13 protein-coding genes are annotated in these 14,199 nt (G+C 59.2%); 7 read left to right on the top strand and 6 right to left on the bottom strand.

Annotated elements, in window-relative coordinates; all coding sequences use genetic code 11:
• Positions 1–166 precede the first annotated feature (166 nt).
• Complete coding sequence (locus IIE29_RS00130; protein WP_425491422.1) at positions 167–1,081, top strand: patatin-like phospholipase family protein; 915 nt, start codon at positions 167–169, stop codon at positions 1,079–1,081.
• 109 nt (positions 1,082–1,190) lie between these two features.
• Complete coding sequence (locus tag IIE29_RS00125; RefSeq protein WP_209323184.1) at positions 1,191–3,251, top strand: PQQ-binding-like beta-propeller repeat protein; 2,061 nt, start codon at positions 1,191–1,193, stop codon at positions 3,249–3,251.
• 23 nt (positions 3,252–3,274) lie between these two features.
• On the opposite strand, the gene IIE29_RS00120 is transcribed toward IIE29_RS00125, so the two are convergent.
• On the bottom strand, positions 3,275–4,051 hold the full coding sequence (locus IIE29_RS00120; protein ID WP_209323183.1) for an IclR family transcriptional regulator: 777 nt from the start codon (positions 4,049–4,051) through the stop codon (positions 3,275–3,277).
• A 76-nt stretch (positions 4,052–4,127) separates the two neighbouring features.
• On the opposite strand from IIE29_RS00120, the gene IIE29_RS00115 reads away from it, so the two are divergent.
• The 5 genes from IIE29_RS00115 to IIE29_RS00095 all read left to right on the top strand — a co-directional run bounded on the left by IIE29_RS00115 (position 4,128) and on the right by IIE29_RS00095 (position 9,295).
• The gene (locus tag IIE29_RS00115; protein WP_209323182.1) at positions 4,128–5,108 is read left to right on the top strand and encodes a 2-dehydro-3-deoxygalactonokinase; all 981 of its coding nucleotides are present in this window, start codon (positions 4,128–4,130) and stop codon (positions 5,106–5,108) included.
• Positions 5,101–5,715 carry a 2-dehydro-3-deoxy-6-phosphogalactonate aldolase gene (locus IIE29_RS00110; protein WP_209323181.1) on the top strand — a complete coding sequence of 205 codons (615 nt, stop codon included), beginning with the start codon at positions 5,101–5,103 and terminating at the stop codon, positions 5,713–5,715. Before IIE29_RS00115 ends, IIE29_RS00110 begins: the two co-directional genes overlap by 8 nt.
• On the top strand, positions 5,660–6,913 hold the full coding sequence (gene dgoD, locus IIE29_RS00105; protein ID WP_209323180.1) for a galactonate dehydratase: 1,254 nt from the start codon (positions 5,660–5,662) through the stop codon (positions 6,911–6,913). Before IIE29_RS00110 ends, dgoD begins: the two co-directional genes overlap by 56 nt.
• A 10-nt stretch (positions 6,914–6,923) precedes the next feature.
• Positions 6,924–8,228 carry an MFS transporter gene (locus IIE29_RS00100; RefSeq protein WP_209323179.1) on the top strand — a complete coding sequence of 435 codons (1,305 nt, stop codon included), beginning with the start codon at positions 6,924–6,926 and terminating at the stop codon, positions 8,226–8,228.
• Between the two features lie 350 nt (positions 8,229–8,578).
• On the top strand, positions 8,579–9,295 hold the full coding sequence (locus tag IIE29_RS00095) for an HNH endonuclease (protein ID WP_209323178.1): 717 nt from the start codon (positions 8,579–8,581) through the stop codon (positions 9,293–9,295).
• Positions 9,296–9,562: 267 nt separating this feature from the next.
• Here the strand turns inward: IIE29_RS00095 and IIE29_RS00090 are convergent, their stop codons facing one another.
• The 5 genes from IIE29_RS00090 to IIE29_RS00070 form a co-directional block, all read right to left on the bottom strand.
• A complete protein-coding gene (locus IIE29_RS00090) occupies positions 9,563–9,844 on the bottom strand; it encodes an STAS-like domain-containing protein (protein ID WP_209323177.1) in 282 nt (93 codons plus the stop codon).
• Positions 9,841–10,815: an ATP-binding protein gene (locus IIE29_RS00085; protein WP_209323176.1), complete on the bottom strand. Its 975-nt coding sequence runs from the start codon at positions 10,813–10,815 to the stop codon at positions 9,841–9,843. The genes IIE29_RS00090 and IIE29_RS00085 overlap by 4 nt, the downstream gene beginning before the upstream one ends.
• 187 nt (positions 10,816–11,002) lie before the next feature.
• Positions 11,003–12,721, bottom strand: a complete 1,719-nt coding sequence (locus tag IIE29_RS00080) for a DUF2075 domain-containing protein (RefSeq protein ID WP_209323175.1) — start codon at positions 12,719–12,721, stop codon at positions 11,003–11,005.
• Positions 12,708–13,025: a nucleotide pyrophosphohydrolase gene (locus IIE29_RS00075; RefSeq protein WP_209323174.1), complete on the bottom strand. Its 318-nt coding sequence runs from the start codon at positions 13,023–13,025 to the stop codon at positions 12,708–12,710. The genes IIE29_RS00080 and IIE29_RS00075 overlap by 14 nt, the downstream gene beginning before the upstream one ends.
• A 177-nt stretch (positions 13,026–13,202) precedes the next feature.
• Positions 13,203–14,180 (bottom strand): quinone oxidoreductase family protein, encoded by a 978-nt coding sequence (locus tag IIE29_RS00070; RefSeq protein WP_209323173.1) that lies wholly within the window; start codon positions 14,178–14,180, stop codon positions 13,203–13,205.
• Positions 14,181–14,199 lie beyond the last annotated feature (19 nt).

The following is a 14,199-nucleotide window of genomic DNA, read 5'->3' as shown; positions in this document are numbered from 1 at the left end:
GTCTCCTTCGACTCGAATCGTTCTGCGGCGGGTGAGGCCGACGTGTTGACTATAGGACAGACGGACGAAGGCGAACAAAGCCCGGTATCGGGGAGATGACCGTTCAGCCACCACTTACTATCGAGTAGCCTTCGTTAGGATGACGACTATGACGGATGCAGGCAAAATGACGACGGCAGACGGGACGATCAGTGACACGGCCCTCATCTTCGAAGGCGGTGGGATGCGGGCATCGCTGACGAGCGGAATGGTCGTCACGCTGCTGGGTGCCGGGCTCGACTTCGATTGGGTCGCCGGCATCAGCGCCGGCGCGTCGAATGCCGTGAACTATCTGTCTGCCGATGCTCGTCGTGCCCGCAGGTCGTTCGTCGAGTTCGCCGCCGATGAGCAGTTCGGCGGTCTGCGCTACTTCGCTCGTGGGCAGGGCATGTTCAATGCGGAGTACATCTATCAGAAGGCCGGTGGCCCGAACGAGGCGCTGCCGTTCGACTGGGAGGCGTTCCAGTCCAGTTCTGCCGATATGCGGATCATCGCCTTCGACGCGGTGACGGGCGAGGAAGCCGTGTGGTCGCGCAAGGACACCCCGCGCATCGATGACCTCATGATCCGCGTCCGGGCGTCGTCGACGATGCCCGGGCTCATGCCGCCGGTGCACCTCAACGGGCATGTCTACGTCGATGGCGCCATGGGTGAGGACGGCGGTATCGCACTGAGCCAGGCCCAGCGCGAGGGGTTCGAGAAGTTCGTCATCGTCCTTACGCAGGAACGAACGTACCGGAAGGTGCCGCAGCGGTTCCCTGCGATCTACCGCGGCATCTTCCGCCGGTACCCGGCGCTGGGGGAGGCGCTGCTGACGCGGTGGAAGCGATACAACGAAACCCGTGAGCGCATCTTCGAACTCGAGGCCGAGGGCAAGGCGCACGTGTTCGCTCCCGAACGCATGCCGGTCGACAACAGCACCCGCGACCTCTCCCGCTTGGCCGCCGCCCACCGGATGGGGCTGTCCCAAGCGCGGCGCGAGTTGCCGGAGATCCGGGAGTTCGTGGGTGTGTCAGGCAGCGCAGTGTCATCGAGTCGATGAAGACGTGGGCTCCTCGACATCGTTGACGACAATTGCGATCTGACAACATTTCAGTCATTCACTACAGTTCACGTAGTCGCGTCAGGGCTTCCTGCTAGATTCTCTGAGTATGAGCGACCACCCATATTCTCGTGAACCACAGCTGCCCCCGACTGAGCCGGGCGCGACGAAGAAATCGAGATCCACACCCATCCTGATCGGTGTTGCCGCGGTGGCGGTCGTGGCGCTCATCGCCGGAGGCTCCTTCGCGTACTTCTCCGGGTACACCCCTTTCGGTGATTCGGAGCCCGACTACGCGCAGACTCCCAGCCAGTCCGATGTCATGGACTTCAGCGGCCTGAGTCAGGACATGCACCTCAGTGGTGCCCCGCTGACTGCCTCAACCGAAATAAGTGAGACCTCCTCTCAGATCCTGCGGTTCATCGGATCGACCACATCGATTCTCACCCGAGTGGGTGACGACGATACGCCTGCCTGGACGGTGTCGATCCCGCACCAGGACATCGACACCGGCGACACCGAGCCGCTCGACGAGGCGCTCGACCCGGAGTCCTCCGAAGACACTTCCGACGAAGAGGAGAAGCTGGCGGGCACTCCCGCCGCGTGCCGGATCTCCAGCGGCGCTGCCCAGTGCGGGAACCGAACGGTCGCACTCAGCGACGGGTCGATGACGAAGGCAGAGAGCACAGCCGAGGTCGACCCCGATCCCGCAACGTCGAGGGTCCCTCTCGAGGCCGATGGCGAAGGGGCAGTGACCGGGCCGGACGATCAGGCCTATGACGGTCTGAGCCTCGATCCTGAGGCCCATGCCTCGATGATCGGCGGTGCACAGGCGGGGGAGACCGGACCGTGGGTGGTCTCCGATGGTCAGACTCTTGCCGCCGTCGATTCCGACAGCGTCCTATGGACGCAGGATCTCGGTTCCTCCACCGCCGAGGTGACCGGACTCGGTGACAAACGCGTCACCCCGTCGTGGGCGGCGGTCGACGGTGTTCTCATCATCGGAACCTCGGACGGGGTCAAAGGCCTCGATGTCTCGACCGGTGACCAACTGTGGGCAGTGTCCGCACCGACCGACGGATTCGCGGTCACCGGCAGTCAGCTGCGCATCCAGCACGAGGGAGCAGTGAGCTCCTTCGACTTCACGGACTCGTCGGACGACGATTCAGTGACCGCTGACAAGGGATTCGATGAGAGCATTACGGCGCTGCCGGCACCGAAGCTTCCGTCGGAGGACGATATCCAGAATGCGAAGTTGGAGGTCCCTCCTGCCTGTGCAGACTTAACTATGGCAGAGGGAACGAAGCAGGAGTTCACAGACGGCAAGACCGCAGAAGGGGAGTACGGGTCATCGATCGCCATCAATGACGTAACAACGTCGTTGGCCGCACCGAAGCCGATGGTCGCGATCGACTTCGTCTGCTATCCGGGTGGGAACTGGGTGACGGTTTCGGTCGGTGTCTATGATCAGAAGCTCGACCTGGTGACCTCGATCGAGCCGTGGGGCGCGGACTCGGACTTCCAACAGCTTGCCGATTTCAACCGCAGCATCGTCTCTGCCGTCGATATGACCGGACCCTATATGACAGCGACGCTGAGCAATATCGCCGTCTACGGCGACGAGGACTACAACGCGGCAGAGCGCACAGCGGAGGCAGAGCTTCGCTTCGCATGGTCGAAGGGAGGATACGAACCCCAGGATGTGCTGTTCAACGCCGACGGAGCGACCGTCCGGGTCCCGGAAGTCGAGGAAGTTCAGAAGTTCGTCGACGCGGCCGCGAAAGGCGACGATGACACCGCCGGTGCGATGGCCACTGATGAGGTGATGCGAGACCTGGACACGGTCATCGGGGATGCATCTGCGAACCCACCGCTGACGTACCGCAACGTGGCTCTCCAGGACGGGACCGAAGTCGATACCTGCGAACTCATCGGAGTCGTGGACGAGGAATACGGGGACTACACCATGAGCAATGGTGTTGAACTGATGGAAGGAATCGGTTTCGGCTCCGATTCCATCGAGCCCGGCGACGTCATCTGCGGACTGAAAGGACCAGACGAGACGATCGACCCGGACGATGAGTACAGCTGGTACGCAGCGCACCTGCTGCTCAAGGGCAATGAGGCGGGAGCGGTCAAGGTGTATTCGGTGTCCTCATACACCGGGTGATGGCAGACAGACCGCCGAGGCCATTAATCCTGCTGGTATCCCAGCTTCACTGAGATCTCCTTCGCGGCGGCCTTCATCACCGGGACAAGCGCATGCATCCGATCTTTCGGCATATAGGGACGTGTGGCTGACAGCGAGACTCCTGCGACGATACTCCCGCTGCCGTCGCGGATCGGGGCGGCCACACACCGGATCCCCGGTTCATTCTCCTCAAGGTCGAATGTGGCACCGTCACGTGTGTAATCGCGCATTCGATTGACGAACGCTTCCACCGCAGGAGAACCAGAACCGGGGTTCTCAGCTGTGAAGACTCGTTCCCAACGGTCCTCTTGCCCTAACAGCAGTGCCTTTCCCACCCCCGTGCGAGTCATCGGCATGCGATGTCCGATGCGTGAGCGCATTTCGGCACCCCGCGTCCCTGGGATCTTGTGGAGGTAGAGCACCGACTCAGCATCCTCGACCGACAGATGAATGGTGTCCTGGGTTCGCGCGGCAAGAGCGTCGAGGCTTTCACGAGCGACGACTGGAAGCGGATCCTGATTGAGCGCGGTGAACCCGTACTCGATGAGAGTCGGGCCCAGGCGGAACTGGCCCGGTGACCCGTGCCGTAGGTATCCCGTGTGCACGAGAAGCTGGATCATTCGATGCGCACTTGAGCGACCGATGCCGGTCGACTCGACGACGGCTTTGAGCGTCGTCGATCCATGAGCGATGGCGCTGATGATCTGTAGGCCCTTCGCCAGTGTCTGTGTGCCCTGCGGGATGGTTTCCCGTGCTCCGGGTCGGGTGTCTTCTGTCATCACACCAGTATGTCACGGATCCCACATATAGGGACAGTGATGGCGCATGGTGGAACACGTCCTCATAGTGGCACTTATGATTGAACTGGCAACACCCGAGGCGCCGCAGCTGATCGGCCTCGACTGGGGGACGAGCTCGTTGCGTGCTTTCCTCATCGGCCATGAGGGAACGATCCTCGGGGAGCGAAACGGCTCGGACGGGATCATGGCTGTGGACTCCGAGACGAAGGACCTCCGAGGCGACTTCTCCCGGATCGCTCAGGTGGCCATCGGAACCTGGCTCACCGCACATGGCCCCTTGCCGATCTTGGCCTGCGGAATGATCGGTTCGGCCCAGGGCATCGCCGAGGCGGGATACATCGATCTGCCAGCAGATCTCAGTGCTGTGGGGCAGCAGCTGACAGCAATCGGATTGGACATCGGCGAGCTGCATATCGTTCCCGGACTGCAGAAGACGGCGACTGAGACAACCGCCCCGGACGTCATCCGCGGCGAGGAGACCCAGCTGCTCGGGCTGCTCGATCCCGAACGGACCGACCCCACCACCGTGATTCTTCCCGGTACCCATACCAAATGGGTCAGCTGCCAGGGACAGCGCGTCACCGATTTCTCCACCTCGATGAGCGGCGAACTATTCGGTCTGTTGAGCACGTCCTCAATTCTCAGTCGCCTGGCCGAACCCACCGATGACTTCCACCCGGACGCGTTCGACTGGGGCCTGAGCGTCGGAGCCGATGACCCCGCAGCGGTCACCTCCTCGATCTTCTCCGCCCGGACCTGGGCGCTCGGAGGTCGCCTGCGCCCCGAGGAGATCAACGATTACCTTTCGGGGGTGCTCATCGGGGCCGAGGTGACCAGCCACCTCTCCACTACCGCAGATTCGTCAGCCTCCGTCATCGTCTGCGGAACCGCAGACCTGACGATGCGGTACACACGGGCACTCCACAGCCAGGGGCGGGAGACCGTCGATGCGAATCCGCGCGCTGCCGCCACCGGTCTCTTCCGCATCGCCGAACAATCCGGCCTCGTGCCGACCAAGGAGAACTCCCATGCCTGACACTGACCCCACCGGCCTCATCGCCATCCTCCGCGGGGTCCGCCCCGACGAAGTCCTCGACATCGCCGAAGGCATCGTCGCCGCCGGATTCTCCGCCATCGAGGTTCCACTCAACTCACCCGACCCCCTCGACTCGATCGCCGCATTGGTCGAACAATTCGGCGACGAAGTGGAGATCGGCGCTGGCACGGTACTCACAGCCGACCAGGTCCGCGAGTGCGAGCGCGCCGGTGCCCGCATCATCGTCGCCCCCGACACCGACACCGAAGTCATCCAGACCGCGCTCGGGATGGGCCTCATTCCCTACCCGGGAGCCGCGACCCCGACCGAGGCATTCACTGCCATCAAGGCAGGTGCCGCCAAGGTCAAACTCTTCCCCTCCTCGGCGGTCGGGATCAGCGGGATGAAGGCCTGGAGCGAAGTTCTTCCCGACGGCACCGAACTCTTCCCCGTCGGGGGAGTGGGCGCCGACAACGCCGCCGAATGGCGAAACGCCGGAGCCGCGGGCCTGGGCCTGGGTTCCTCTCTCTATCGCCGAGGCGACCGCCCCGATGAGGTACGCGTGCGGGCTGAGGCGATCGCCTCGGCGTGGGCGCAAAACCACTGAACCGACCACCGACACATCAACGACAACAACCGAACGAAAGGCCAGACCAATGAAGATCACGTCGATGACGACGTACACAGTGCCGCCTCGGTGGCTGTTCCTCAAGATCGAAACCGATGAGGGGATCGTGGGATGGGGTGAGCCTATCCTCGAAGGCAAGGCAGCAACCGTGGCTGCCGCCGTTGATGAGCTCTCCGACCTGCTCATCGGCAAGGATCCTGCGAACATCGAGGACCTGTGGACGATCATGTACCGCGGTGGCTTCTACCGCGGTGGCCCCATTCTCATGAGTGCGATCTCGGGCATCGATCAGGCACTGTGGGACATCAAGGGCAAGGCGCTCGGCCAGCCGGTGCATCAGCTGCTCGGTGGGAAGGTGCGGGATCGTATCCGCACGTACTCGTGGATCGGCGGAGACCGCCCCGGCGATACTGCGGCTGCCGCGCTGGAGACGAAGAACCGCGGATTCACTGCCGTGAAGATGAACGCGACCGAGGAGCTGCAGTTCATCGATTCCTACACCAAGGTCGACCAGGTCATCGAGAACGTCCAGGCGATTCGGGAGGCCACCGGTGAGGAATTCGGCATCGGCGTCGATTTCCATGGTCGCGTGCACAAACCGATGGCCAAGGTCCTCATCAAGGAGCTCGAACCCTACCGGCTGCTCTTCATCGAAGAGCCGGTCCTGTCCGAACACTTCGGTTCACTGCGCGATGTCATGGCGAACACGCCGACGCCGATCGCGCTGGGGGAGCGGCTCTTCTCCCGGTGGGACTTCCGCGAAGTGATCGCCTCCGGCGCGGTCGACATCATCCAACCGGATGTCTCCCACGCCGGCGGCATCACCGAGACGCGGAAAATCGCGATGATGGCCGAATCCTACGATGTGGCACTCGCGCTGCACTGCCCTTTGGGCCCGATCGCGCTCGCCTCCTGCCTGCAGGTCGATGCCGGCAGCTACAACGCCTTCATCCAGGAGCAGAGCCTGGGCATCCACTACAACACGAGCAACGACCTGCTCGACTACGTCACCGATGCGACCGTGTTCAACTACGACGATGGCATGATCGACATCCCGTCCGGGCCCGGGCTCGGCATCGAGGTCAATGAAGACTACGTCATCGAACGAGCGGCGGAAGGACACCGGTGGCGCAACCCGATCTGGCGCCACAGCGACGGCTCCTTCGCGGAATGGTGAGGAGAGACCCATGACGAAACTCGACACCGCAGTCACCACTCGCCCCACACGGATCCGCTACATCATCGCGGTTCTGCTCTTCATCACCGTCGTCATCAACTACATGGACCGGGCCAACCTGTCCATCGCGATGCCGGCACTATCCCAGGAGTTCGACCTCACCACAGGCCAGCAGGGACTGCTGCTCTCTGCGTTCGGCTGGACCTATGCCGCAATGCAACTGCCCGGCGGATGGCTCGTCGACCGCGTGCGACCACGCGTGCTCTATGCCTCGTGCCTTGTGCTGTGGTCGCTCGCCACTCTGTTCATGGGAATGTCCGGCGGATTCGTCGCACTCATCATCCTCAGGCTCATGGTCGGTGGCTTCGAAGCGCCCGCCTACCCCATCAACAACAAGGTCGCCACCGCGTGGTTCCCGGAGCGCGAACGCGGACGCGTCATCGCCTTCTACACCTCGGGCCAGTTCATCGGTCTCGCGCTGCTCACTCCTGTGCTGTCGTGGCTGCAGACGGTGCTCACCTGGCACTGGGTATTCATCCTCACCGGTGTCGTCGGCATCATCTGGGCCGCGATCTGGTGGTTCGTCTACCGCGAGCCGCGCGACAAGTCGGGAGTCAACCAGGCTGAGATCGACCTCATTGACTCCGGCGGAGGGCTCGTTGACGTCGAGAGCGGAGTGAAAAGGGAGGCCAAGCCGAAGCTCAAGTGGTCCGACGTCAAGGTCGTGCTGACTAGGCGGAAGCTCTGGGGCATCTACCTCGGCCAGTTCTGTCTGACCTCGACGCTGTGGTTCTTCCTCACCTGGTTCCCGACTTACCTCGTCGATTATCGAGGCATGGACTACATCGAGTCAGGCTTCATGGCCTCACTGCCGTTCATTGCTGCCCTTGTGGGAGTTCTGCTCTCCGGGTGGGTCTCGGACTTTATGGTCAAGAGGGGCCTATCGCTGGGCATGGCACGGAAGCTGCCGATCATCATCGGCCTGGCGATGACAGTGTTCATGCTCGGCGCCAACTACACGGACTCGTCGGCTCTGGTCATCGTGTTCATGTCGATCGCGTTCTTCGGCAACGGCTTCGCCTCGATCACTTGGTCACTGGTGTCTGCGTTGGCACCTGAGCGACTGCTGGGACTGACGGGCGGTATGTTCAACTTCATCGGCAACCTGTCATCGATCGCCACTCCGATCGTCATCGGATTCCTCGTCACCGACATCGACTTCGCCCCGGCATTCGTCTACATGGCCGCGGTCACCATCGTCGGTGTGCTGTCGTACGTGTTCCTTGTCGGGAAGGTTGAGCGCGTCGAAGAGTGAGGTAAAAACTTTCAACGGGGTGGGTCAGCCAGCACTATCCGGGCTAATCCGCCTCGTTCTTCGTTGATGGACCTAAACAAACCATTCCATCGAACCGTTCAAATTTTCCGTTGGGAATCTTGGGAAAAAGAGACGATTAAACAGGAGACTGACGCAGTTGTTCAATCTTCCTCAGTACTTCATCATTCCATTATTCGAACGGCCGTAAGTCTGTCAGGACGGGGACAGTGGGAATCGACATGGAACGACATCTGGCTCGTTGCGGAGATCCGAGTTGCTACTGTGCGTTGGCGGTTATGAAGCTAGGCTAACTGAGATCAGAGGATTCATACATCTAGGGGGTGACCGCGATGAGTGCCAACTGGACCGAAGACGAGGTAGTGCTTATTTGCGCCGAGGTTAAAGCCAATGGTTGGGACAGCATCCGGGCAGACAGTCTCTCCGCTCGACGTTTGTCAGTGCTCCTGATCGGAGCATCCAAAGTTCCGCTAAACGAACGTAAGGAAACTTTTCGGAGCCCTGGCAGCATTCACCGTAAGTCATGGGACATCATCACGGCGTTGCCGACCTACTCTGGCACGCCAACAAAGGGCGGAAATACCACTCGTGAGGTCGTGCAGTGTTTCCTTGAAGAGCCAGACAAGATGACCCAGCGCGCTCAAGAGATCAAAACACAAATCGTTTCGTCTCAGTTGACGTCCGAAGGACTTCAAGGTGATGACGAGTTCGGTATTCAGGAAGCTTCAGAGGGAGCCGAAGCGGAGATTATGCTAATTCGACGCGAGCGAAGCCGTTCATTGCGGCTCAAGAAGATTTCAGCAGTGCTGGGCGCCGGAAAGAAGATTGAGTGTGAGGTGTGTGGATTCGATTACAGCATCATTTATGGTGATCGCGGAGATGGCTACATCGAAGTGCATCACGTCTTGCCGTTGCATGCTTCTGGTCAAACCATTACTCGGCTGGGCGACTTGGTGCTTCTCTGCGCAAATTGCCATCGAATGATTCATCGCCGTCACCCGTGGCTTGAGCCCGACGAGCTGAAAGCAATCGTGGCTTCACACAGCTAGAGTTTAATTGGCAGTCTGTATGTTAAGACATTCGGGTGTATTTGGACGATCCGTGTACGCTGAGAGTCACTGACCAGATAGATAACTAAGTCTTCCGAAGGTGAAAGTTCCTGCGCCGACCGTGCACAAGACATCGACTTGGATATGTCTAATTTATCGCTCCCGGCCTAAACGACGTTCTGCCGATTGGAAGCGGCGATCATGTGCCACGTTCACGAACCGGAGGAAGCGCCTTGCTTAGGTAACTAGAGTCTGGATGCGCAGATGCTATTTGAACTCGTCCTGCGCATACTCAACTACAATTTCAATGATTGATCGGACGCTGTCGTTACAATTCTTGAAAGAAATCAAGTCGAGGCTAGCTGGGTCCTCGCGTACAATTCCCGCGACTAGCGCGTGGATGAACGATTGTGTGGCTAGATCGACGCCACCGAAATCGACTACGATTTGTTCGCCTCTTGCAAGTGCAGGGCGAATGTAGATGTCTCGAACTGATGCGGCCGCATCTTTGTCGCCAGCGAAATCACCTGAGAAATCAAATACTTTCATGAGAACCGAGCTCTTCTTCTTTCCTGCTTCGATTTGCGAACGTTCAGATGGTATACTTCACGGATTTCTTTTAGAAGTTCACTAAAGGCAAGTGTTTCTTTCACCGTGATGTCTACGCCTACAGCTGTGCCGCTGAACATGAAAGGTAACTGCTTCCAGCGCACTCTATCGTCACTGAGCTTCGCTTTGATAGTTGGTGTGCTATTGGTGGAGAGCTTCTGAGTTAAGAGCTTCATTAGACGGTCGCCGGTGACCATGACCATATGGTGACGGGACAGTGTGCTCATTGCTTTCATGAAGAAGAGGCCCGCGCCACCGTTCGTCTCGTTTCCTCCGAAACGCGCAGTTGTACCCGTGACCCCCGGCTGAAATGCAAGTTCGATGGCGGATTTGTGATCTGTTACCACGTGCGAACGCGCCAGGGTTTTTTGGACACCGACACCGGAATCGGCTACTCCGACAAGCAGTCGGCCGGACTTGGTCACTTGCGCTGCAGCTAGCGCACCTCGATCGCCTGCGCCAGCGTGTTCGAGTACATTCCGGATAAGCTCGAATAAAACATATTTGACAGAGTCAGCCTCCCCGGAGGTTGCGTGTAGGAGCGGAACGAAGTCAGTGACAAACTGATTTAGACCTGAATTGTCGATAATGCGTGTTAGGGGTATGAATCGACCAGACGGATCGTGCTCGACAACAGGGAGGGCGGTTTCGACTCCCATCATATTGAAGAGTCCCATACGTTGTAGGTAGCGAGTGCTGCTATTGGTAGTAAGACCCTGAACTGTAACCTGACCACCGTTTAACTTGCAATCATCCGAAAGAGCGGCGATCATGCAAAGCACCAAAGGGTGAAGTGAAAACAAACCCTGCTTCGGGGTAAACGTTAGATCAGTTGAGCCGTCGTCCGTGACCATAGATAGAAATCTTTCCAAGTCGGCCAGATAGGCCCTATCAGGCAATCCTATGCGCATGCTTTCTCCTCGTTGATTCTAAGATTATGCCATTCTCAACTCGCTGCCTTGCAGATGCGTGCTGGCGAGCCGCATTTGGCGGACGCTGTAACTATACTCATCCTCGGGCCGAATACGCTTCGCAGGCGATGCGCAACACACCCCATCAGCTACTAGGCGCGAGCAGGCAATCGATTCAAATTTAAGTTCAGAATAGCTCTCGTAGTTGCCCTCTTAGAGCGCGGTCGCAGATGTATACATAAGTGCCACGGATCCCGCGAGTAAGTAGCACGCTGTAGATGTTCTTTACATATTCTAGTAGGTCATTGTCGGAATACGTGATGCCGAGCTTCGGGTTGTTCTCGCGGCCTTTCTTGTCGTGATAGTTGGTGCGGTCAAAGATGAGCTTGCCTGCGACCGGGTCGAAGCGGAGGTCTTTGCCGATAATGACGCCGACATGATTGAGGTCGTAACCCTGGACGGTGTGGATTGAACCGACCTCGTTGACCGATTTCGGAGAGTTGATCCAATCGGTTGTGGTCGTGTTCCAGCGCATCTTCTGGCCGTCAAGCTCAATGTCGTATGCGGTCGTATCGTTCTTGCTCTTCCACGGCCATGCGTAGCCAGCTACCAACCGAGATAGGCCGTGCTCGTCTTCGCGTTTCTGAAGTTCCCGCCTCATTTCGCCGAGGTCAGTGAACAGTCGCAGGTCGTAGTCCCCGAAGTCTTCGCGTGATGTCGGTGGATTGTCGCTGAGCAATCGGCGAATGTAGCCGACATAGTCCTTATCGGCCGAGATGCGCATCTGGGTTTGAAGAGGATAAAGCCGGCCATCCGCTCTAGCTCGCGAGGCAAGCTTCCGCGTCGTGGACGCTGGCAGATCTGCTGGTCTAACGGTTTGTCCGACGTCGAGCATGAGGATCGAGTGCCGACTCTGCTTCTGAATCCAATCCAGCTGGGTCTTCTGCGGGTCGTCCCAACCGAAGAGCTTCTTGTTGATCTCGATGAACTTCTTGTTGAGGGGGCCAGACGCCTGATTTGCCCTCTGATTGAGTCGGTGAGCTTCATCGACGACGAGAAGGTCGAATTGTTCAGTGCTTTCGCCTACTTGGAACGGCGTCAACACCATGCCCTTGCTTAGTCCGGGAGTCAGCTTGAACACTTTGGCAATTGAGTCGCGCAGTGATTGCTGAGGGACTACGATTGCGAACTTGAGGGCCTTGAGAAGCTCGGCATGTTCGGGAGTGAAGTAGTCGCTGAAGATTGAATCGATGTCGAGCGGCTCTTCTGAATCGTGACGCCTGATGTCTTCCAACAGCTTGAGCAGATAGATCGCGACTACCGTCTTGCCCGTTCCTGGACTGCCCTCGACTACGACGGTGTTATCAACGCCGCTTCTCAGGTCGTCAAAGAAGCCCTCGAGAATGTCGTCGACAGCGATGGCCTGATCGTGGTTAAGCGCCTTGAATGGGGAGAGCTTGAACAGATCGCTGTTGATGATCTGCGGGATCGTGCGTTTGAATAGGTTTTCTTGAGTCCGCAGCTCCTCGAAGATCTGATGGAACGTTTTGTTGTACTTGTCGCGGTCGTAGTACTCGGCGTCGGTGATGCCAGCATTGAGATTGAGCACCTGTCGACTCGCGTCGCCGTGGAACATCCGAATGAGGAATGACTCGAGGTCCAGGCACGCCGACTTGTTGAACGTGTCATCGAGAACTACTCGGACCGACTGGAGCCGTTGCTTTGAGTCAGATTCAAGGTGCTGTCTCATCCGTCCCTCGACATTGAGAGACTCGCCGATGTACACCTCTTTGTGGTTATTCATCACGTAGACGACGGGCCAGTTTCGATGTCGTGGGTCGACTGCGCCCCATGCTTTGACCTGTTCCGACCTGAACGGGAAGCGCTCGATTCTAAAGCTGGTCATATTTCACGCTCCGCCCACGCACCTTGTCCACGGGATACTTCTCACGAGTCTTCTCAAGCTTGTCCATGACGATTGTGTCGGGATCAAGCCCCAGCTTGCCCGCGAGCAGCACGCAATAGGTCAGCACATCTGCCAACTCGTCCTTCGCAGAATCGAGGTCAGCATCTCCCCATTGGAAACACTCGAGCAGTTCTGCTGCTTCGATGGAGACGCTCTTTGCGAGATTCTCGGGTGTGTGGAACTGCTGCCAATCGCGTTCTGCCATGAACTGTCGGAGGGCGTCGCGAACTGGATCTTCGTACATAACCACAAGGTATCAGCGACGCAACGAGATGGGGCACAACGATGAACTACGCAACGACTGAAGTTCTGAATGAGTGGAGAGATGAGAGTACACCGTCTGACGTCAGTATCCTGACAGTTTGGGCCCGGAATACCTGAACTCAAGCAGGAACTCCGGGCTCAAATCACTGTCGATCAATCAGGCCGTAGTCAGAACAACCTTGCCGGTCGTCTTCCGCCCCTCAAGCGCACGATGAGCATCTGCAGCATCGGCCAGGGCGAACGTCGCTCCCACGCGGAAGTTCAGCCAGCCGTGTTCGATGCCGTTGAACAGCATCGCCGAACGCTTCGCCAGTTCCTCCGAGCTGCGGACGAACCACGCCAGCGACGGGCGGGACAAGAAGATTCCGCCCGAGGAGTTCAGGCGCTGAATGTCGAACGGAGGGACCTGACCCGACGCTCCACCGAAGAGCACCATCGACCCCAGCGGCTTGATCGAGGCCAGCGACGCATCGAACGTGTCCTTGCCGACCCCGTCATATGCCACATCGACACCCTCTCCGTCGGTGAGCTCCTTGACCTTCGCCGTGATGTCGACGCCCTCACCGTAGAGGAACACCTCATCGGCACCGGCCTTGCGCGCCAGCTCCGCCTTCTCCTCGGTGCTCACCGTCGAGATGACATTGCCACCCAAGTGCTTGATGATCTGGGTGAGCAGCAGCCCAACACCACCGGCGCCGGCATGCACGAGTGCCGTCTGGCCCGGCTTGATCTCGTGCGAGCTCGTCGCCAGGTACTGCGCGGTCAGGCCCTGCAGCGGCATCGCCGCGGCCACCTCGGCGCTCACACCATCCGGCACGCGCAGCAGGTTGTCCGTATTCACGACCACTTGGGTCGCATAAGACCCCGGCGCCTCATGCCAGGCGACGCGGTCGCCGGCGGAGAAGCTCTCCACGCCCTCGCCGACATCGGCGATGCGACCCGTGCCCTCGGACCCGACGATATGCGGAAACTCCATCGGGTACACGCCCGAACGACGATACGTGTCGATGAAGTTCACACCCGCCGCCTCGACATCGACGAGCACCTCGCCGGGCCCGGCGACGGGGGTCTCCACCTCACCGAACTCGAGGACCTCGGGTCCACCGGCTTCCATCGCACGAACTGCCTGGGTCATGACGCCTCCTGCATATAAT

Source organism: Brevibacterium renqingii (genome assembly GCF_017808095.1).
GTDB lineage: Bacteria > Actinomycetota > Actinomycetes > Actinomycetales > Brevibacteriaceae > Brevibacterium > Brevibacterium renqingii.
The sequence above is the reverse complement of the archived record's forward strand: the minus strand, read 5'-3'. Positions and strand labels throughout refer to the sequence as shown.